The sequence below is a fragment of the Streptomyces sp. NBC_00704 genome, from assembly GCF_036226605.1.
Taxonomy (GTDB): Bacteria; Actinomycetota; Actinomycetes; order Streptomycetales; family Streptomycetaceae; genus Streptomyces.
Map to the genome: position 1 here is coordinate 12,655 of NZ_CP109001.1, position 19,372 is coordinate 32,026.

The window sequence follows — 19,372 nt, forward strand, 5'->3', positions numbered from 1 at the left end:
GCTACCGTCCGTCCGCCGCCGCGGTGAGCGGACGCGGCGGGCACTGCTCCCAGGTGGGCAGCCGACCGGCCGCCGCCGCCTCGGCCAGGGTGGGCGCCGCGGCGTCCTTGTCCGAGCGGATCGGCGGCTCCTTCAGGTCCCACGGCAGGGCGAGGGCCGGGTCGAGCGCGTCGACGTCGATCATCGTCCCCGGCACGTACTCCTGCGAGCAGAGGTAGCTCATGCAGGTGTCGTCGGTGAGGGCGAGGAAGGCGTGCCCGACCCCGTCCGGCAGGTACACGGCCGTCCCCGTCTCGGGGCTCTGGAGGGTGACGTCGTAACAGCCGAACGTCGGCGAGCCCACCCGCAGGTCGACGGCTATGTCGAGGGCCCTGCCGCGCACGCAGGTGACGAACTTGTCCTGGCCGGGCGGCACCGTGGTGCCGTGGATGCCCCGCAGGGTGTTGCGCCGGGACACCGAGTAGTTGACCTGGCGCACCGTGAACTCCCAGCCGCTCTCCGCCAGCAGGGCGCTGGCCCGCACCGACTCGAAGAAGTGGCCGCGGCGGTCGCTCAGCGGCTCCGGCTCGAGCCGGTAGGCGCCCGGGACCGTCATTTCCGTTATCAGCACCGAAGGCTCCTCACACGCTCAGCCGGTGGCGGCCGCGGCGCCGGCCGCCGCGGCGATCCGCTGCCGCATGGACGCGGTGTCGTTGGTGCGCGGGAACTCCTCGCGCGGGACGTCGACGCCGAGGAAGGCGCACAGCGGCTCCCAGCCCTCGCGCACGTCGTAGACGAGGACGTTGTCGGCGCCCATGACGCGCACCACCTCCTCGTTGTGCCGGTGGTACACCTCGACGGCGTGGTCCTTGTCGGAGAACCGGCCGCCGAACAGCCCGTCCCAGACCAGGGCGCTGGTGACGCGGAACAGCCGGGCCTGCGCGCTGCCGGGCTCCGGCGGGTTCGCCGCGCTGCGCAGGGCGAACTGGTACAGGGTGTCGTGGGTGCTGCGGTACCAGCTGTCGGCGTCGCGCACCGTGAGGAGCACCTTGGCGTCGGGGAACGCCTCGCTGATCTGCCGGTAGTAGACGGCGCAGGGGCCGTCCACGGCGGAGCGGTAGCCGTCGAAGGCGGCCGCCCAGTCGGGGCGCTCGCCGTCGCAGACGATCTTCTCCCACTGCCGCAGCCGCCCGGCGTCGCCGACGATGTCGAACATGTGGAAGGACGGGCCCAGGCCGAGCCGGTCCAGGGCCGCCTTCAGCGAGGTCGTACCGGTCCTGCCCAGACCGGCGTTGATGAGTTTCAGCACGGTGCCGTCTTCCCTTCTCAGCGCCAGGCCGCGTCTTCCTGGCGGGTGGCGACGTTCACCCGGTTCCAGAAATTGACCAGGCCGATGTGCATGACCAGCGCGCCGAGCTGCTCGTCGGTGTAGTACCGGGAGGACTTCTCCCAGACGTCGTCCGAGGCCATGTCCTGCGGGTCGGTCATCAGCGTGACGGCCTCCGCCATCTCCAGCGCGCAGCGCTCGGCCTCGTCGAAGCAGGTCTCGGTGCGCCAGTCGGCCACCCGCTTCAGCCGCTCGTCCGTCTTCTTCGCCTGCTGCGGGTCGTCGGAGAACGTGTAGACGCGGCCGTTGATCTCGCTGACGCGCAGCCGGACGAGGTCGAGGGTGGTCTGCGGCACGCCCACCTTGCCGATGACCTCGGTCAGGTCGAGCAGGGGCTGCAGGGCGCCGGGAACGACCAGGGAGGGGTTGTCCATCCGTGGGGTCATCGGGTCTTCTCCTGTGCGGTATGCGGGAATGAGTCGGTTGCTCGCGGCGGCCTCAGACGGGGATGCCCTCGATGACCGAGATCGGCGCGCTGGTGGGAACGGCCCTGGTGAGTTCGAAGCCGGCCTTCGCGAACAGCTCGCGGTACTCGGCGAGCGTGCGCTCGCGGGCGCCGAGCATCAGCATCAGCCAGAGGTCGATGGTCTTGCCGAGGTGCTTGTCGTTGTTCTCCGGGATCACGTACTCGACGACGAGCAGCTTCCCGCCGGGCGCGATCGCCTCGCGCGCGTTGCGCAGCGCGGTGACGGCGTCGGCCTCGGAGAAGTCGTGGATGATGTGCTTGAAGACGTAGGCGTCGCCGCCCGAGGGCAGCGTGCCGAGATAGCCGCCGTGCTCGATGGTGAACCGGTCGGCCACTCCGGCCGCCTCGAAGAGCGCCGGGGAGTCGACGGTGGCGATCTCGGAGTCGTACAGCACCCCCTTGACGTCCGGCGCCTGCTTCAGGATGCCCGCCAGGAGGTTGCCGCGGCCGGCGATGACGTCGACGACCGTGCCGAAGCCGGAGAAGTCGTAGGCGGCCAGGATCGGGTCGGTCTCCGAGGCGGACAGTTCGCCGAACGCCTGGAAGAACACCCGCGCGTAGTCGGGGTGGGCGTGGAAGAAGTCCAGCGCGCCCATGCCGCGCAGCTTGGGCAGGTTGGCCTCGCCGGTCTCCACGGTGTCGAAGAGGTGCCCCCACTCCTCCCACAGCGTGGGGTGGTTCATCAGCAGGGCGAAGCCGCGCATCGAGTCCGGGGCGTCCTCGCGCAGCGGCTCGGACAGCGCGCTGTTCTCGTACCGGCCGTCGGCGCGGACCGCGAACACCCCGTGACCGGCGAGCGCCCGCAGGAGGCGGTGGGTCGCCTCCGGGTGCGAGCCGACGCGCGCCGCGATGTCCCCGGCGGACAGCGGACCGCCGGCCAGCACGTCCGCGACGCCGAGCCGGGCCGCGACCGATATCGCCTGGGTGATCACCGCGCCCTGGACGAGATGGAGCAGCGCATACGAGTCTGACTGGTCACGAACCTCGGGCAGCACGGACATGCCTTTCCTTTCGGAGTGCATTCTTCGCGGATTCCAGACAATAGGTCGGCGATTCTCGAAACCGCAACTTCCGTACTCCCGCAATGACCTTCACGTGTTCAACCGGGGAATTTGAGCGGTTGAACAGGGGCCGTCCAGCGCCACTCCAGTGAAATTCCGGCCCTGCTTGCCAAATTGTTCCGGCCCGGCTACGTCGAGGAGGACCCGTTGGAGCACGACATTCCCACCCCGGTGGATTTCTGGTTCGACCCGACCTGCCCCTGGGCGTGGCTGACGTCCCGCTGGATCCTGGAGGTCGCCCGGCAGCGGCCCCTCGACGTGCGCTGGCACCTGATGAGCCTGACGGTCCTCAACGAGGGGCGCGCCGACCTGCCCGAGCGCTGGCACCGCGACCTCGCCGCCCGGCTGGAGCCGGTGCGGGTGTGCGCCGCCGCCGAACAGGCCCACGGCGCGCGGGTGCTGGGCGCTCTGTACACCGAGCTGGGCACCCGCTTCCACCTGGAGCGCGCGCCCCGGGAGCGGGCCACGTACGCGGCGGCGCTGACCGCCGCGGGCCTCGACCCCGCCCTCGCCGACGCGGCCGGCAGCGACGCGTACGACGGCGCGGTGCGCGCCTCGCACCACGACGGCATCGGCCGGGTCGGCGCGGACGTCGGCACCCCCGTCGTCGCGGTCGGGGACGTGGCGTTCTTCGGGCCCGTCGTGACGCCCTCCCCGCGCGGGGAGGCCGCGACGCGGCTGTGGGACGGGGTGCTCGCCGTCGCCGCGACCGAGGGGTTCTTCGAGCTCAAGCGCACCCGCACCCGGCAGCCGGTCTTCACCTGAGCGGCCTCAGCGGGCCGCCGCGGCCACGGGCGCCGTCCAGTTCTCGGTCAGCCAGCGCTCCAGCGTGACCAGGCCGGGCCGCGAGCGGCGCAGTTCCTCCAGGTCGGCGCGGTAACCGTCGCGCTCGAACCAGTCGAACATGTTGGCGAGGTCCGGGCGGGCGTCGCGCAGCGGCTCGATCGGCAGCTGCCGGTAGCGCGTCGGGACGCCGGAGGCCGCCTCGAAGGCCGCGGCCATCTGCGGGCCCGTCAGGGAGTCGCCGGCGATCTCGACCACCCGGCCCAGCCAGGCGTCCCGGTTCTCGAAGGCGTCCGCGGCGAACACGCCGATGTCGTCGGTCGCGATGAGCTGCACCGGGATCCGCGGGTCCAGCCACATGGCCAGCACCAGCCCGTCCCCCGCCGGGCGCGGGGCGATGTCGAGCAGGATGTCGTGGAACATGACCGGCCGCAGCACCGTCGTCGGCAGGTCCAGGGTGCGCAGGTACCGCTCCACCCGGTGCTTGCTCTCGAAGTGCGGCACCCGGGTGTCGCGGTCCGCGCCGCCGACCGAGCTGTACACGAAGTGCCGCACCCCGGCGCGCACCGCGGCGTCCGCCACCGCACGGCCCTGCCGCTCCTCGGCCTCGACGCCGCCGGGCTGGCGGAACGTCTGGACGCTGAACACGCCGTGGACGCCCCGCATCGCCGCCGCCAGCGACGCCTCGTCGTCCATGTCGCCGCGGACCAGGACCGCGCCCGCCTCCCGCAGCGCCTCCGCCTCCGCCTTGGCCGGGTCGCGGACCAGGGCGTGCACGGTGTGCCCGCGCCGCAGCAGTTCGCGGGCCACCGCCCCGCCCTGCCGGCCGGTCCCGCCCAGCACCAGGATCGTTCCGTCAAGCGCCACAGTCTGTCTCCATGTCTCGTGCCCGCCGGGGACTGGTCCGGCGGTGCGGTTCGGATGCGGCGGGCCGTGGGGCGGCCGCCGCGCGTCGGGGCCGTCCGCTACCAGGGGACGGGCCCCTCGTCCGCCAGGCACACGCCCGACGGGCCGGACTCGTCCAGCAGGGCGAGCCGGACCACGACGGCGGCCCCTTCGGCGGGGGTGCGGGGGCCGCGGTGGTGGTTGATGTCCGTGGCCACCACTCCGGGCAGGGCCGCGTTGACCTTGACCGGGGTTCCCCGCAGCTCCTTGGCGTAGGCGACGGTGACCGCGTTCAGGGCGGTCTTCGACGACTGGTAGGCGATCATGTTGACCCCCGCCAGCGGGGAGTCCGGGTCCGAGTTCAGGGTCAGCGACCCCACGTGGCTGGACAGGTTGACGATCCGGCCGGCCGGGGAGCGGCGCAGCAGCGGCAGCATCGCGTGGGTCACGGTGACCACGCCGAGGACGTTGGTCTCGTAGACCTCCCGCAGGTCGGCCGCGGTCGCCGCGCTCGGCGCGCCGGTGAAGCCGCCCGCGGTGCCGGCGTTGTTCACCAGGATGTCGAGCCGGCCGTGCCGCCGTTCGATCTCGCGGGCCGCCTCGGCCACGCCCTCCGGGTCCGTCACGTCGAGCCGCAGCGCCGTCGCGGCGATGCCGTCCGCGGCCAGCGCGTCGGCGGCCTGCTTGCCGAGCGTCTCGTCGCGGGCGCCGACGACGACGACGATCCCCCGCTCGCCGAGCCGGCGGGCCACGGCGAACCCGATGCCCTTGTTGGCGCCGGTGACGAGGGCGATCTTCTCGTCTGTCACGTCAGCTTCCTTTCAGCGGCCGGTAATCTGCGCATTCACTCCGGGAAGATCCGGAAACCCGGGGAAACCCGGGGAAACCCGGGAAGGCCCGGGAAGGCCCGGGAAGAAGAAAACCCGAAGGCGCCCGACGATATTGCTGCGGCGCGGACCGCGCACTCAAGCGTTCACCGCCGCCCGTTCGTCGCGGCTGATCACCGCCGCTGTTCACCGCCGTGTTCAATTGCGCCGACTCCACGGTCGAACACCGCACCGCGCCCGCGGAATTCGGAATCGTTGCGACCCGAGATCGCCCTGAGTAGCTTCACCATGGCCAACCATTGCCACAGCGCAGAGGGCCTCAAAGAATGAAGACAACTGACGTCATAGTGGTCGGTGCGGGGCCGGTCGGCCTGATGCTGGCCGGAGAACTGCGCCTGGGCGGGGCCGACGTGGCCGTCTACGACAGGCTGCCCGCCCCGACCGAGGAGTCCCGGGCACTCGGCTTCAACCGGCGCACCGCCGAGTCGCTGGACCAGCGCGGGCTGCTGCCGCGCCTGGGCGCGTTCCGATGGGGCCCGATGGGCCACTTCGGCGGGGTCCGCTTCGACCTCGGCCTGCTCGACGAGGACCACAGCGGGGTGCTGGGCCTGTCCCAGACCAGGACGGAACAGGCCCTCGGCGCCTGGCTGGACGAACTCGGCGTGCCGGTGCGCCGCGCTCACGAGGTGAGCGCGCTGCGCGAGACGGCCGACGGCGTCGTGGTGTCCCTGACCGGTCCCGACGGCCACCGCGACGAGGCGGCCCGCTACGTGGTGGGCTGCGACGGCGCGGGCAGCACGGTGCGCGCGCTGGCCGGCATCCCCGCCACGGGCTGGGAGCCCACCCGCGGCATGTACACCGCGGAGATCACCGGCGTCACCCCCCGCCCCCGGCCGATCGGCGAACGGCTGCCCGGCGGCCGCATGGTGGTGTGCACCCCGCTGGGCGAGGGCCGCTGCCGGGTCGTCGTCCACGACCCGGACCTGCCCGCCCGCCCGGAGCCGGGCGCGCTCACGTTCACCGAGGTCGCCGACGCGTGGCGGCGGCTGACGGGCGAGTCGATCCACGGCGCCCGGTGCCTGTGGCTGTGGGCCTCCGGCAACTCCTCCGCGCTGGCCCAGGAGTACCGGCGCGGCCGGGTGCTGCTGGCGGGCGACGCCGCCCACGAGATCCCCCCGCTCGCCGCCTGGGGGCTGAGCGCCGGACTTCAGGACGCGGCCAACCTCGGCTGGAAGCTGGCGGCGACGGTGCGGGGCCGGGCCCCCGAGGGCCTGCTGGACACCTACCACGCCGAACGCCACCCCGTCGGACGGCAGTTGATCCGCGACGCCCGCGCGGCCGCCAAGCTCTACCTCGGCGACGAGGCCATGGACCCGGTGCGCGAGGTGGTGGGCGAACTGCTGGCCCACAAGGACGCCGCCGAGCAGGTCGCCGGGGTCGTGAGCGGCCTCGGCATCCGCTACGACCTGGCCAAGGGCGACCACCCCCTGCTCGGCCGGCGCATGCCGCCCGGGACCGCGCTCACCCTCGCCGACGGCGCCGGCGTCCGCGTCGCCGAACTCCTGCGCACCGGACGCGGCCTGCTGCTGACCACCCATGACGCCGACGCCCGCGTCGCCCGTGCGGCCGACGGGCTCGCCGACCGGGTCGAGGTCGTCACCGGCGCCTGGGCCACCGCGCCCGGCGCCCCGCTCGACGCCGTCCTCGTGCGCCCCGACGGCTACGTCGCCTGGACCTCCCCCGGCACCGCCGACGACCTCGCCGAGGCGCTCGAGCGCTGGTTCGGCGCGGGCCGCGCCCCGCAGTCCGCCGGCCGGGGAACGCCGGCGGCGCCCCTCGTGAAGGAGTGAACGCATGGCCAGGGATGTGATCGTCGTCGGGGCCGGCCCCGTCGGACTGATGACGGCGGGCGAACTCAGGCTCCGCGGCGTGGACGTCGTCGTCTACGAGCGGCTGTCCGCCCCGACGCGCCAGTCGCGCGGCGCGAGCTTCACCAGGCGCACCGCCGAGTGCTTCGACCAGCGCGGCCTGCTCGGCCGGCTCGGCGCCACCGAACCCGCCGACAGCCACTTCGGCGGGCTGCCCATCGACCTCGGCATGCTGGACGAGGACCACTACGGGCACCGCGGGGTCTCCCAGTTCCGCACCGAGCGGATGCTGGAGGAGTGGGTGGGCGAACTCGGCGTGCCCGTCCTGCGCGGCCGGGAGGTGACCGCGCTGCGGCAGGACGACGACGAGGTCGTGGTGGACGTCGACGGCCCCGACGGGCCGGCCGAGGACCGCGCCGCGTACCTCGTCGGCTGCGACGGCGGCCGCAGCACCGTGCGCAGACTGGCCGGGATCGGCTTCCCCGGCACGGACGGCCGGCGCGGATTCCTCACGGCCGACGTCACCGGGATCGACACCCGCCGACGGCGCATCGGCGAGGACCTGCCCGGCGGCAGCATGGTCATGGCGATGGACCTGGAGAACGGCGTCACCCGGGTCGTCGTCCACGAGGCGGGCACCCGACCGCCGGCCGACCGCGAGGCGATCGCCTTCGCCGACCTCGCCGACGCCTGGCAGCGGCTCACCGGCGAGTCCATCCACCACGGGCGGTGCCGCTGGATCAGCTGCTTCACCGACGCCTCACGGGCCGCCGCCGAGTACCGGCGCGGCCGGGTGTTCCTGGCGGGCGACGCCGCGCACGTGCAGCCCCCGGCGATGGCGCAGGGGCTGAGCGTGGGCGTGCAGGACGCGGTGAACCTCGGCTGGAAGCTGGCGGCGACGGTGCGGGGCGGGGCCCCCGAGGGCCTGCTGGACACCTACCACGCCGAACGCCACCCCGTCGGCGAGCAGTTGGCGCGCAACGCCCGCGCGGCGATCGAACTGCGGCTCACCGGCGAGGACATGGACCCGGTGCGCGAGGTGGTGGGCGAACTGCTGGCCCACAAGGACGCCGCCGAGTACGCGGCGGGCATGCTGAGCAACCTCGGCATCCGCTACGACCTGGCCAAGGGCGACCACCCCCTGCTCGGCCGGCGCATGCCGCCCGGGACCGCGCTCACCCTCGCCGACGGCGCCGGCGTCTGCGTCGCCGAACTCCTGCGCACCGGACGCGGTCTGCTGCTGACCACCCATGACGCCGACGCCCGCGTCGCCCGTGCGGCCGACGGGCTCGCCGACCGGGTCGAGGTCGTCACCGGCGCCTGGGCCACCGCGCCCGGCGCCCCGCTCGACGCCGTCCTCGTGCGCCCCGACGGCTACGTCGCCTGGACCTCCCCCGGCACCGCCGACGACCTCGCCGAGGCGCTCGAGCGCTGGTTCGGCGGCGGCCACCGGCTCTCCAGCAGCCCTCGACCGACGGGCCAAGAGCCCCGGCCAGACTGCCAGGACCTGTCTTGACGCCGGACGCCGGCGCCGAGACGGCCTCTCACGACACTAACCACGAAGGATCTGGTGGAATGGCTGGCACCGAACAGGATCAGGTGAGTGGAAAGCCCCATGTGGTCGTCATCGGGGGTGGCATCGCGGGACTGGCGGCGGCGTTCCAGCTCCGCGACGAGCCGGTGCGGGTGACGGTCCTGGAGGCGTCCTCCCGGCTCGGCGGGAAGCTGTCCGTCTCCGAGGTGGCGGGCGTCCCCGTCGACGAGGGGGCCGAGTCGCTGTACGCCAACCGGCGCCGGACGACCGGCCTCATCGCGGACGCGGGACTCGGCGAGAAGATCATGTCGGCCGGCGTCACCGCGTCGGCGATCTGGACCGCAGGAGCGGTACGGCACCAGCCGGACCGTCAGTTCATGGGCGTCCCCTGCGACCTGGACGACCTCGCCAGGTCCGGCGTGGTCTCCGCGGCGGGCGTCGAGCGGGCCCGGCAGGACCTGGTGCTCCCCTCGTTCGACCGCGAGGGCGACGTCTCGGTCGCGGACCACGTCGGCGGACGCTTCGGCCAGGAGGTCGTGGACCGCCTGGTCGAACCGTTCCTCGCCGGCGTGTTCGCCGGCCGCGCGACGGACCTGTCGTTCGAGGCCACCCTCACGCCGCTGGCGAAGGCCGCCCGCTCGCACGTCTCGCTGGCGGACGCGGCGGCCTCGCTGACCCCCGTGCTCGCCGAGGGGGAGAAGCCGCCGCCCGTGCGGGTGGCGACCCTCGACGGCGGGTTCGGCTCGCTGCCCGCCGTGCTCGTGCGCGAGGTGCTCGCCGCGGCGCCCGACGCGACGGTGCGCACCGACGCCCCGGTGCGCGAACTGGCCCGCCGCGCCGACGGCTGGCGGGTGACCGTGGGCACGGCCGGCGCCCCGGAGCACATCGACGCGGACGCCGTCGTCATAGCCGTCCCGGCAGGACCCGCCGGCAGCCTGCTCGCCCAGGTCCCCGGAACCTCACGGGCCGTCTCGGCGTTCGCCGAGGTGCCCTACTCGAGCGTCGCGGTCGTCACCCTCGCCTACCCGCGCGCCGCGTTCCCCGGCGGCCTCTCCGGCCGCGGGTACGCCGCCTACCGGGTGCCCGCGAGCGAGGGCAAGGCCGTCAAGGAGGTCACGTTCACCACCGTGAAGTGGCCGCACCTGGCCGGCGAGGTGGAGATCGTGCGCTGCTCCATCGGCCGGTTCGGCGAGGAGGACCTGCTGCGGCGCGACGACGCCGACCTGGTGGCCCTGGCCACCGCGGAACTGGCCGAGGCCACGGGAGTGCGGGGCGCCCCGGTGGCCCGCCGCGTCAGCCGCTGGCAGGACGCCCTGCCGCAGTACACCGTCGGCCACTTCGACCGGGTGCGGCGCATCCGCGAGACGGTCGCCGCCCAGCCCGGCCTCGCCGTGTGCGGCGCCCTGTACGACGGCGTGGGCGTCGGCGTGTGCATGGCCTCCGCGCGGCAGGCCACCGAGCAGGTCCTGGCCCATGTGCGGCAGAACGCCGCCGCCCGCCCGGCGGCGGTCGGGGCCTGAACCGGCCCCCGCGCGACACAGCAGCGGCCGTGCCCGACGCCGGGCACGGCCGCTGCTGTGTGTGCGCCGCCGCGGTCAGCGCTCCAGCACCGCGGCGAACGCCCGGGCCAGGTGCTGCTCCGGGTCCCCGGCGCCGTCCGCGCTGCGCCAGGCGATGTGCTGGTCGGGACGGACCAGGAGCGCGCCGGCGTCGCCGATCTCCCGGACGGCCGCCCAGCCGCCGTCGACGTCCGCGTAGTCGCCGCCGTCGCCGATGCGGACCGTGGTGACGCGGACGGAGAACTTCTCCGCCACGCGGGCGGCCGCCTCGCACCAGGGCGCGCCCTGCGGGCCGGTGATCAGCGTGAAGTCGGTCCTGCCGGTGAGGTCGAGCGTCGACAGACGCCGGTCGCCGGCGGTGATCCAGGCGTGCGGCAGACGGTGCCCGGGGCGGGACGTCGGCCGGTGCTCGTTGCGCATGGGGACGCGGGCCGGCGCCTCGCTGCCGTCCGCGACCAGTGCGCCGTCCTCGTAGTGGAAGCCGACCTCCATGTCGAGCGACTGGCAGCCCCCGCGGTGGGTGTGGAAGATCTCCAGGGCGCGCTGGCGCACGGTGTCGCCGAGCGGCGAGGGGTCGAAGTACGCCTCCAGGCGCTGCCTGCGGCGCCCCGCCGGGATGTTGTGGCCGGCGCCGACGGCGTCGATGACCGCCTGGTGGTGGACTGCGGCGGAGACCGCCCAGTCGACGTTCTCCCGTCCCACGGGCCGGCGCTCGGACTCGTAGGTGTCGATCAGGCCGGCGCTCGCGCGGCCGCCGAGCACCGCGGCCAGCTTCCAGGCGATGTTGTGCGCGTCCTGGATGCCGGTGTTCAGTCCGAGGCCGACGGCGGGGGGCTGGCGGTGCGCGGCGTCGCCGGCGATCAGCACCCGGCCGACCCGGTAGCGGTCGGCGAGGTGCGCGTGCACGATCCAGTCCGTCACCTTGTGGACCGTCACCTCCAGGTCCGGGATGCGCAGCAGCTCCCGGATCCTCGGCACGACGGTCTCGTCGTCCCAGCGTCCGGGCGGGCCGGGGGCGAAGTGCAGCCCCCACTGCTCGCACTCCTTGCCCCAGCGCGGCCCCATCTCGATGAGGTTGCAGGACAGGTCGGGGTCCTCCGGGCTGAGGAAGTGCGTGATGAGCGTGCCCTCCTCCCACCACGGGGACAGGTCGGCGGAGAAGTAGACGGTGGTGGTGTTGACCAGTCCGGGCGGGCCCTGCATCTCGATGCCGACCCCGGCCCCGACCATGCGGCCGCCGTCGGCGCCGATGAGGTACTGCGCCGTGACGGTGGTGGTCTCCCCGCTCTCCAGGTCGCGCACCTCGGCGACGACGTGGTCGCCCTCGTCGGAGAACGACAGCAGCTCGTGGTGGAACAGGATCCGCCCGGGATTGCGCTCCTCGGCGTGCCTGCGCAGGATCGGCTCCAGCCACATCTGCGGCAGCTTGGCGGGCAGCAGGGGTCCGGCCGCCGCGTAGGTCTCGCGCAGTTCGCCGCCGCCGAAGGCGTCCATCTCGTGGATCAGGCGCCGCTCCAGCGGCCCGTCGCCGGCGAGCGTGGTCTGCCAGCGCACCTTGCCGAACTTCTCCAGCGGCGCCGCCTCGGCGAGCACGTCGTCGGCGACGCCGTGCTGCCGGAAGATCTCCATCGTGCGCTGGTTGAGGTAGTGGGCCTTCGGAACCCTCGAGGTGTCCGCGTGCCGTTCCACCAGCAGATGATCGACGCCCTGGTCGGACAGGAAGACGGAGGCGGACAAGCCGCATCCGCCACCGCCCACGATCAGAACCGGAACCTCGATGGCTCCCATATTCGCCCCTTAAGGATCGACCGATGCCTTGCCAGTCGCAGCCTGGCAAAGCCGTCTTCAACTCCGGTCAAGCACGGCTGGACCGCAGCCACGACCTCTCGCGCCACGGGCGCCGCCGGCCGTCCTGCGCCGACCGCTCGCTGTAGGCCCAGCCGAGCCAGTCCTCGATGTCGACCGCCACGACGGGTCCGCCGTCTTGGAGGTAGCGGGCGCCGTCGAACTGCTCGTACTTGCGGTCCAGCAGGCCGAGCGCACGCGTGCGCTCCGGGCCGTCGTCGATCACCCGGGCGGTGCCGCGCAGCCGCACCCACCACGCCTTCAGCCAGTCCTCGTCGTAGCAGTCGGCCAGGACCGTGACCCTCGGGTCGCGGTCGAGGTTGCGCAGCCGCTTGGGCCGCGGGTTGCCGCTCTTCGGCCTGTCGGTCGGCGAGTAGAAGACGTCGCCGTCGACCACGAAGATGATCGGCACGACATGGGCGCGCCCGCGTTCGTCGACCGTGGCCAGCCGCACGGCCCGCTCCTGCTCGAACCGGCCGCGCATCTCTTCCTGCCCGAGTTTCATCACCGCTCCTTGTCTCCGGGTCCCCGGCGCCGGGCATGACGACGTGGACGTCACGGCGCCGGTCTGTCGCGCGGGCCGGCAGGGCTCACCGCCGCGAGCTGCTCACGAGCGGTTCCCGCCGCTCCCGGCGCCGCCGTACCAGCAGGATCAGGGCCGTGCCGACGACGGCGAGGCCGACGGTGGTCCGGCCGGACAGTTCGATGGTGTCCGCCGCGCCGAGCGCGTCGACCAGGGGGCCGCCGAGCACCGCGCCCAGCGGGGTCGCGACCACCAGGATCGCGCTGCGGAAGGCGCTGAGGCTCACCAGCTCCTCGATGGGCGCCTTCTGCTGTAGCAGGGTGATGGTCACCGGCCCGTACGGCGCGTAGATCAGCCCGCCGAGGCCGAAGCCCGCGATGCCCGCGGCGAGGGTGCCGAACTGGGCGAAGGGGAGGATCGCCAGCCCCCAGCCGGCCACGATGCCCAGCACGGTCGGCCACAGCGGCAGCCGCCGCAGCGTTCCGGTGGCCCAGGTCCCGGCCACCGCGCCGACGCCGAACGCGCCCCAGATCCACCCGAGGGCCGCCGGGTCCCCGCCCATGCGCTCGGCCACGACGACCGGGACCGCCACCTCGATCGGCCCGTACAGCAGGTAGAAGACGAACGAGAGCGCGAGCAGGCCCATCAGCTCCGGGTGCCGGGCGAGGGTCCTGCCGCTGCGCCGCAGCGGCACCGCGGGACGGCGGTCGAGCGTGCCGTCGCCGCGCACCCGGGCCGTCACGAGGGCGAGGTAGGCGTAGCTGACCGCGTCGCAGGCCAGCACCGCGGCCGGCCCGAACGCGACCGACACCAGACCGGCCAGCGGCGGTCCGGCGATGAACGACAGCTGCTCCTGACTGCCCACCAGCGCGTGGCCGGCCAGCCGGTCCTCGGCGGGCAGGGTCTCGGCGACGAACGTCTGACGGCCGGCGATCCCCCAGGCGTGCAGGACCGAGGAGACCGCGAGCAGGGCGATGTAGGTCGCCGCGTTCAGCAGCCCCGCCCAGTACAGCGCCGGGATCAGGGCGAACAGGGCCCCGCGCAGGAGCGCGTTGACCAGGATCAGGCTCCTGGCGTTGCGCCCGCTCAGCCAGCGTCCCAGCGTGAGGGAGCCGAGCGCGGCGGGCAGGCTGTAGGCGGCGACGGCGAGCCCCACCACGAGGGCCCGGTCGGCCGGGGCGGCCAGTTCGACGGCCAGCCACGCCACACCGACGAAGCTCATGCCGTCGCCGAGGAAAGAGACCAGGAATCCGGGTTGCAGCCGACGGAAGTCGGGGTTGGCGAGACAGCGGGTGTAGCCCTCGGGCAGCACCCGCCGCATTCGCCGTGCTCGGGTCATCGACCGGGCACCTCGGATTCGCTCACCGCGCAGCGGAAGCCGATCTCCGGGCTCCGGGCCACCAGCACCTTGCCCGCCCGGCTGACCGCGGTGAGCAGCGCGGGGGGCGAACTCCACGCCCCGCCGCGGACGCTGACCTCGGCCGACCACTCGCCCCACAGGTCGCCCGGGTCCATGGTGCCGAAGCGCGGCTGGAGCGGGAGGCCGTCCAGGAACCGGGTGGACGTCCACTCCCACACGTTGCCGCACATGTCGTGGACGCCGAAGGGGGATTCGCCGCCCGGCAGGTTCACCGGGCCGGTCAGGGCGGGCAGTTCGGCGACGGACAGGTCCGCCAGCCGGCGCAGCCACGCGTCGCGGTCCGGTCCGGTCCGGCCGTCCCGCCCGAGCACCGAGTGCAGGCCTCGCACCGACTCGGGCCGGAACTCGGCGCCCCACGGGTACCGCCGGTGGTCGTCGCCCCGCGCGGCCCGTTCCCACTCGTCCTCGGTGGGCAGCCGCTTGCCGCACCAGGCGGCGTAGGCCACCGCGTCGTACCAGCTGACGCCGGTCGCCGGGTGGTCGCCGGCGCAGCGGGGGTCGTCGGCGGTGGAGCGCGTGTGGTCGGTGTTCCTCGGCTCGTCCGGGTGGCACCACAGGTGGCCCTGCACACCGACGTCGGCGACGAACGCGTCGTACTCGTCATTGGTGACCGGGCGGATGTCCAGGTGGAAGCCCTCGACGGCGACCTCGTCCACCGCGGGCTCGCCCAGGTCGCCCCAGGAGCGTTCCTGGCCGGGGCGCGTCCCACGGCGCAGCCGTCCGGCCGGGATGTGCCGCATCCCGTCCAGGGAGAGCCGGCTGGGCAGCCGGTCGGCCGACAGCGGGACGGGGAGGTCCTCCAGGACCGCACCGGCCAGTCGGGTGTCGGCGAGCAGGGTGCGTGCCGAGGCGAGCGCGTGCACGTCCGCCACCGTCACGTAGTTCCCGACACCGGCGGCGATCTGGTCCGGTGACCGGCCGAGCACGGCCAGCAGGGCGTGGAGCGCCGACGGGCCGCCTTCGGACCGCAGGTCCGGCGTCGCGGCCAGCGACGCGAGCGCGGATCCGCGCACGGTCTCGTCCGGGTCGGCCAGCGCCCACCCGACGGCCTCCGCCGCCAGTTCCGGGGCGAGCCGTACGGCGGCCGCGAGGGCCTGGCGCCGGATCTCGGGCGCGTCGTGCAGCAGGCCGACCGCCAGGCATTCCCCGAGCCGTGGTTCGGGCAGTTGTTCCAGGGCGCGCAGGTAGCCGTCGAGCAGGGCGTCGCGTTCCGCCGCCGGCCCGTCGGCCCAGGCGGCGACGCGCAGGACTTCGGACGGCACGTCCGGGGTGGTGGTGGTCATCGCGCGCCGGCCTCCGCTCCGGTGATCATCTTGGCGAAATCCTCACCCGCACGGTGGCTGTACGCCGTGCCCGCCGTGGGCTTCTGCCCCGCGGAGTAGTACACGTACAGCGTCGCCCGGCTGGTGTCGTCGAGCACCGGGCCGGAGTGGTGGAGGATGTTGAAGGTGTGGCAGATGACGTCGCCCGCCTCGGCTTCGAGCGGGAGTCCGACGGGCTCCAGCCGCCGCGGCGGATACCGGTGGGATCCGGGCACGAGGACCAGGCAGCCGTTGCGGACGGTGGCGTCGTCCAGGTAGACGCCCACGTTCACCAGGGGGGTCAGGGGGAGGTCGTGCGGGAAGTCGAGGTGCCAGTCCAGCGCACTGTACGAGCTTCGCCTGCCCCGCTTCATCTGCCACACGGCCCCGTCGACGGCGTCCTCGAACCGCCAGGTCGGCCGTCCCAGCAGACCGGGGCCGAGCGCGTCCAGGTTCCGGCGCTCGATCAGCTCCCGGGTGTCCGCGCAGTGCAGGGTGAAATAGGGCAGCCGGTGCAGGGTCGCCCGGCCGTTCTCGTCGTACGACGGCTTGATGACCTGGTCGCGGTGCTCGGCCGGCACCTTCCCGTCGAGCGTGTCGCGTTCCAGCCGTTCGGCGTCGCGCTTGATGGTCTGCACGTCCTGCGCGTCGAGGACACCGCGGTAGACGACGAACCCGTACTGCTCGTAGAAGGCGCGTTGTTCGGCCGTCACCGTGCCGTCGTAGCGGAACCGCGGAATGCGCTGCGGCGAAGTCACCGGATCACCCCCCGGAACCCGATCTCGTTGTGCCGGTCCGTGAAGAGGTCCTTGCCGCGGAAGTACGCCGTGACCTGCTCCCGCATGGAGGTCCACGCGCCGCCCCGGATGACCACCGAGGTCTCCTCGGCCGTCGCCCATTCGGTGCGGGGCCGGCCGGAGATCATCGGCTTCATGCGGTCACGGGTGAAGAAGTTGGTGTCCGTCCACTCCCAGCAGTTCCCGACCAGGTCCGCGACGCCGTAGGCGCTGACGTTCCTGGGGTGGGAGCCGACCGGGACGGTGGTGACCGCGGGAGTCCTGTCGTCGAAGGTGCTCAGGGTGTCACGCCAGTGCTCCAGGCTCTGCGCTTCACCGAAGGAGGCGCCGAACCACCGCAGGGCGTCCGGGTCGAACTCGTCGCCCCACGGGTAGAGGGAGCCGTTCTCGCCGCGTGCGGCCTTCTCCCACTCCAGTTCGGTCGGCAGCCGCTTCCCGAGGTGGGCGAGGTAGGCGTAGGCGTCGTACCAGTCGACGCCGGTCGCCGGGTGGTCGGGGCCGAACCGGGCGTCGCCGGCGATCCCGCGGCGGTGGTCCTTGTCCTCGGGCTCGTCGGGGTGGCAGAGCGCGTGCTCCGCCGCCTGCTCGCTCTCCGCCCACGCGTCGTACTCCCGGTTGGTCACCGGGTACCGGTCGATGAGGAAGTCGGGCAGCCAGCGGGTCTGCCGGGGCACCGCGTCGTCCACGTCGTACAGCGGGTGGACGACGTCGTCCATGCCGATCCCGGCGACGAACTCCGACGCGGGGACGAGGACCATGCCCTCGGGCACGGGACGGGGCAGGTTCTCCGGGTCGTAGTCCCAGTGTTCGCCCAGGGCGGTCTCCCGAGGCAGCTGACCGGTCCTCGCGTGCTCCCGCTCGATCTCCAGCCGGGCCGCGCGGTCCTGCGCGCCGAGGATCCCGTCCATCGCCTTGGCCACGACGGCGGCGCCGATGCCCACCGGCTTGGTGCTGCGCAGCAGGCCGGCCTCGGCCGGCCCGGTGATGTGCACCAGTTCCTCGTAGGCCTCGCCGATGCGGTGGCGGCCGGCGATCCTCGCCGCGGAGAACACGACGAAGTCCTCGTCGTCGCCGAGCAGCCAGACCAGGAATTCCCGCGCGGCGGGAAGCGTGGACAGAAACGGCTCGACGCCTTCGAGAACCGTCAGGCGGACATCGGCGCGCGGGTGGGTCGCCGCTATCGCACAGAGTTCTTCGATGATTCTGGGGTGCCGAAGCGCCGCGATCGACTCACGCAGTTCGGCGCGTTCCCCATCGGTCAGGGGTTCGCGCGATTTCTGCCATACCTCCGGGGCCAGAAAACGATCCACCAGCCCGTTCACGTTCTTCTGCTCGACGGCAAAACGTTCGTAACTCCACCTGTGCACTGATCCCACCTCGATTGCCACGGTCAGATATCGCTTGGCCGGAAACCCCTGGCCTGTGGAGGGTGACACACCCTCCACAGGCCACCGGACCGCCTGATCAGGCCGCCCACTTGAAGTACTTACCGGCCGGGCGGACACCGCCCTTCCGCTGCGAGCGCAGAGCGTTCCACTGACGAAGCGTCTTCATCTGATTCACCTCCTCGGGACAATCGGCAATCGAGTGCATCGACCATCCCGTCGGGCGCTCGGCTCTGTCAAGTTCCCCGTTTTTCCGCGTTGTCGGCCGCACTGCACGACTTGTTCAACTGCCGACCCGACACGGTTGAACAAGCAGACCGGGGACGACAATTCCATAGCCCCCGATGTGGAGCCGATGTGGAAAGGAGTGCGTTGTGCGAGTTCTCGTCGTGCCGTTCCCCTGGAAGACCCATGTGTTCAATCTGGTGCCGCTCGCGTGGTCGTTGCAGACGGCCGGTCACGAGGTGCGCGTGGCGGTCTGGCCGGATCTGCTCGACGCCGTCACCTCGGCCGGGCTGACGGCCGTGGGCGTCGGTCCGGGCGAGACGGCCGACGTCCGCCTTCAGCGCGACCGGCGCCAGACGACGGACCGCGCCGCCGCCGCCGAGAGGTCCGCGCGGCCGGACGTGGACCCGCTGTTCGACCTGCAACCCGACCGCGAGCGGCTGAACTGGGAGCAGGCCTGCCACGTCTTCGACGACCTGGTGCTCCCCCAGGCGCGGCGGTCCAACGACTCGATGACGGAGGACCTGGTCGCCGTGGCCCGCGCCTGGCGGCCCGACCTGGTGCTGTGGGGCGCGAAGGCGTTCGCGGGCGCGGTCGCCGCCGAGGCCGTGGGCGCGGTGCACGCCCGGGTGCTGTACTCCGTCGACGTCTACACCCGTATGCGCGAGGACTTCCTGCACGCCCTGGACCGGCAGCCCGCGGACCGGCGCGCCGACCCGATGCGGGACTGGCTGACGGGCTGGGCGGGCCGGTACGGCGTCGGCTTCTCCGAGGACCTGGTCAACGGCCAGTTCACCGTCGCCCCGCTCCCCGAGGCGTTCCGGCCCGACGAGCGGCCGACCACCCTGCCCGTGCAGTTCGTCCCCTACAACGGCCCGGCCGTCGTGCCCGAATGGCTCGCCGCACCGCCCGCCGCGCCGCGCGTGCTCATGACGTTCGGCGACTCGGCCGACGGGCCCGCCCGCCTCCCGCTGCCCGTCGAACGCGTCCAGGACATCCTCGACTCGGTGGCCGACCTGGAGATGGAACTGGTGCTGGCGCTGCCGCCGGACGCCCTGCGGGAGCTGCGCGAGGTGCCGGCCAACGCCCGCGCGGTGCGGTCGGCGCCCCTGGCCGAGGTGCTGCCGACGTGCGCGGCGGTGGTGCACCACGGCGGCACCTGGTCGTTCGGCTGCGCGCTGCGCCAGGGCGTGCCCCAGCTGCTGATCGGCCGGGCCTTCGACGCCCCGCTGAAGTTCCGGTGCCTCCAGGCCGCGGGCGCGGGGTTCGCCATGACGCCCGCGCAGGTGGACGGGCCCGGGGTGCGCGCCGCGCTGGTGCGGCTGCTGCACGACCCGCAGGTCCGGGCGAACGCCGGGCGGCTGCGCGAGCAGATGCTGGCCATGCCCACGCCCAACGAGCTGGTGCGGACCCTGGAGACGCTGGTCGCCGCCCGCCGGCCCGGCGCCGTGGGCGCCCTGCGCTGACGGGCGCGACAGGGAGGGCCCCGCGTGAACCGTCACGCGGGGCCCGTCCCGTCAGGTGTGC

At 73.4% G+C, this 19,372-nt stretch carries 17 protein-coding genes; 5 read left to right on the plus strand and 12 right to left on the minus strand.

Annotated features, from left to right (window positions below; genetic code table 11):
- Position 1: 1 nt before the first annotated feature.
- The 4 genes from OG802_RS35145 to OG802_RS35160 are packed head-to-tail and all read right to left on the minus strand — an operon-like array spanning position 2 to position 2,833.
- Positions 2-610 carry a dTDP-4-dehydrorhamnose 3,5-epimerase family protein gene (locus OG802_RS35145; protein WP_329417738.1) on the minus strand — a complete coding sequence of 203 codons (609 nt, stop codon included), beginning with the start codon at positions 608-610 and terminating at the stop codon, positions 2-4.
- An 18-nt stretch (positions 611-628) separates the two neighbouring features.
- A complete protein-coding gene (locus tag OG802_RS35150) occupies positions 629-1,288 on the minus strand; it encodes a sulfotransferase family protein (protein ID WP_329417740.1) in 660 nt (219 codons plus the stop codon).
- A 17-nt stretch (positions 1,289-1,305) separates the two neighbouring features.
- Positions 1,306-1,752: a carboxymuconolactone decarboxylase family protein gene (locus tag OG802_RS35155; protein WP_329417742.1), complete on the minus strand. Its 447-nt coding sequence runs from the start codon at positions 1,750-1,752 to the stop codon at positions 1,306-1,308.
- Between the two features lie 52 nt (positions 1,753-1,804).
- On the minus strand, positions 1,805-2,833 hold the full coding sequence (locus OG802_RS35160) for a methyltransferase (RefSeq protein WP_329417744.1): 1,029 nt from the start codon (positions 2,831-2,833) through the stop codon (positions 1,805-1,807).
- A gap of 207 nt (positions 2,834-3,040) precedes the next feature.
- On the opposite strand from OG802_RS35160, the gene OG802_RS35165 reads away from it, so the two are divergent.
- A complete protein-coding gene (locus OG802_RS35165; RefSeq protein WP_329417746.1) occupies positions 3,041-3,658 on the plus strand; it encodes a mycothiol-dependent nitroreductase Rv2466c family protein in 618 nt (205 codons plus the stop codon).
- A 6-nt stretch (positions 3,659-3,664) separates the two neighbouring features.
- On the opposite strand, the gene OG802_RS35170 is transcribed toward OG802_RS35165, so the two are convergent.
- Positions 3,665-4,543 carry an NmrA/HSCARG family protein gene (locus tag OG802_RS35170; RefSeq protein WP_329417748.1) on the minus strand — a complete coding sequence of 293 codons (879 nt, stop codon included), beginning with the start codon at positions 4,541-4,543 and terminating at the stop codon, positions 3,665-3,667.
- Positions 4,544-4,641: 98 nt separating this feature from the next.
- Positions 4,642-5,370: an SDR family oxidoreductase gene (locus tag OG802_RS35175; RefSeq protein ID WP_329417750.1), complete on the minus strand. Its 729-nt coding sequence runs from the start codon at positions 5,368-5,370 to the stop codon at positions 4,642-4,644.
- Between the two features lie 344 nt (positions 5,371-5,714).
- Here OG802_RS35175 and OG802_RS35180 point away from each other — a divergent pair, with 344 nt between their 5' ends.
- The 3 genes from OG802_RS35180 to hemG are packed head-to-tail and all read left to right on the plus strand — an operon-like array spanning position 5,715 to position 10,310.
- On the plus strand, positions 5,715-7,238 hold the full coding sequence (locus tag OG802_RS35180) for an FAD-dependent monooxygenase (RefSeq protein WP_329417752.1): 1,524 nt from the start codon (positions 5,715-5,717) through the stop codon (positions 7,236-7,238).
- 4 nt (positions 7,239-7,242) lie between these two features.
- Entirely contained in the window at positions 7,243-8,772 is a 1,530-nt protein-coding gene (locus OG802_RS35185) for an FAD-dependent monooxygenase (protein WP_329417754.1), read from the plus strand.
- Between the two features lie 59 nt (positions 8,773-8,831).
- Positions 8,832-10,310, plus strand: a complete 1,479-nt coding sequence (gene hemG / locus OG802_RS35190) for a protoporphyrinogen oxidase (protein ID WP_329417757.1) — start codon at positions 8,832-8,834, stop codon at positions 10,308-10,310.
- Positions 10,311-10,385: 75 nt separating this feature from the next.
- On the opposite strand, the gene OG802_RS35195 is transcribed toward hemG, so the two are convergent.
- The 6 genes from OG802_RS35195 to OG802_RS35220 all read right to left on the minus strand — a co-directional run bounded on the left by OG802_RS35195 (position 10,386) and on the right by OG802_RS35220 (position 17,602).
- Positions 10,386-12,137 carry an FAD-dependent monooxygenase gene (locus tag OG802_RS35195; RefSeq protein WP_329417759.1) on the minus strand — a complete coding sequence of 584 codons (1,752 nt, stop codon included), beginning with the start codon at positions 12,135-12,137 and terminating at the stop codon, positions 10,386-10,388.
- A 67-nt stretch (positions 12,138-12,204) separates the two neighbouring features.
- The gene (locus tag OG802_RS35200) at positions 12,205-12,699 is read right to left on the minus strand and encodes a TIGR03668 family PPOX class F420-dependent oxidoreductase (protein ID WP_329417761.1); all 495 of its coding nucleotides are present in this window, start codon (positions 12,697-12,699) and stop codon (positions 12,205-12,207) included.
- Between the two features lie 85 nt (positions 12,700-12,784).
- Positions 12,785-14,056, minus strand: coding sequence for an MFS transporter (locus OG802_RS35205; RefSeq protein ID WP_329417763.1), 1,272 nt, complete (start codon positions 14,054-14,056; stop codon positions 12,785-12,787).
- Entirely contained in the window at positions 14,053-15,420 is a 1,368-nt protein-coding gene (locus tag OG802_RS35210) for an SUMF1/EgtB/PvdO family nonheme iron enzyme (RefSeq protein WP_329417765.1), read from the minus strand. Before OG802_RS35210 ends, OG802_RS35205 begins: the two co-directional genes overlap by 4 nt.
- Positions 15,417-16,196 carry a phytanoyl-CoA dioxygenase family protein gene (locus OG802_RS35215; protein WP_329417767.1) on the minus strand — a complete coding sequence of 260 codons (780 nt, stop codon included), beginning with the start codon at positions 16,194-16,196 and terminating at the stop codon, positions 15,417-15,419. The genes OG802_RS35210 and OG802_RS35215 overlap by 4 nt, the downstream gene beginning before the upstream one ends.
- A complete protein-coding gene (locus tag OG802_RS35220) occupies positions 16,193-17,602 on the minus strand; it encodes a formylglycine-generating enzyme family protein (RefSeq protein ID WP_329417770.1) in 1,410 nt (469 codons plus the stop codon). Before OG802_RS35220 ends, OG802_RS35215 begins: the two co-directional genes overlap by 4 nt.
- A gap of 392 nt (positions 17,603-17,994) precedes the next feature.
- On the opposite strand from OG802_RS35220, the gene OG802_RS35225 reads away from it, so the two are divergent.
- Positions 17,995-19,311, plus strand: coding sequence for a nucleotide disphospho-sugar-binding domain-containing protein (locus tag OG802_RS35225; protein ID WP_329417772.1), 1,317 nt, complete (start codon positions 17,995-17,997; stop codon positions 19,309-19,311).
- Positions 19,312-19,372: the final 61 nt, after the last annotated feature.

Bases quoted from the DNA above. Each gene is read 5' to 3' on its own strand.
- OG802_RS35210 (WP_329417765.1), bottom strand. From the start codon at position 15,420: ATGACCACCACCACCCCGGACGTGCCGTCCGAAGTCCTGCGCGTCGCC.
- OG802_RS35180 (WP_329417752.1), top strand. From the start codon at position 5,715: ATGAAGACAACTGACGTCATAGTGGTCGGTGCGGGGCCGGTCGGCCTG.
- OG802_RS35205 (WP_329417763.1), bottom strand. From the start codon at position 14,056: ATGACCCGAGCACGGCGAATGCGGCGGGTGCTGCCCGAGGGCTACACC.
- OG802_RS35155 (WP_329417742.1), bottom strand. From the start codon at position 1,752: ATGACCCCACGGATGGACAACCCCTCCCTGGTCGTTCCCGGCGCCCTG.
- OG802_RS35195 (WP_329417759.1), bottom strand. From the start codon at position 12,137: ATGGGAGCCATCGAGGTTCCGGTTCTGATCGTGGGCGGTGGCGGATGC.
- hemG (WP_329417757.1), top strand. From the start codon at position 8,832: ATGGCTGGCACCGAACAGGATCAGGTGAGTGGAAAGCCCCATGTGGTC.
- OG802_RS35185 (WP_329417754.1), top strand. From the start codon at position 7,243: ATGGCCAGGGATGTGATCGTCGTCGGGGCCGGCCCCGTCGGACTGATG.
- OG802_RS35200 (WP_329417761.1), bottom strand. From the start codon at position 12,699: ATGAAACTCGGGCAGGAAGAGATGCGCGGCCGGTTCGAGCAGGAGCGG.
- OG802_RS35160 (WP_329417744.1), bottom strand. From the start codon at position 2,833: ATGTCCGTGCTGCCCGAGGTTCGTGACCAGTCAGACTCGTATGCGCTG.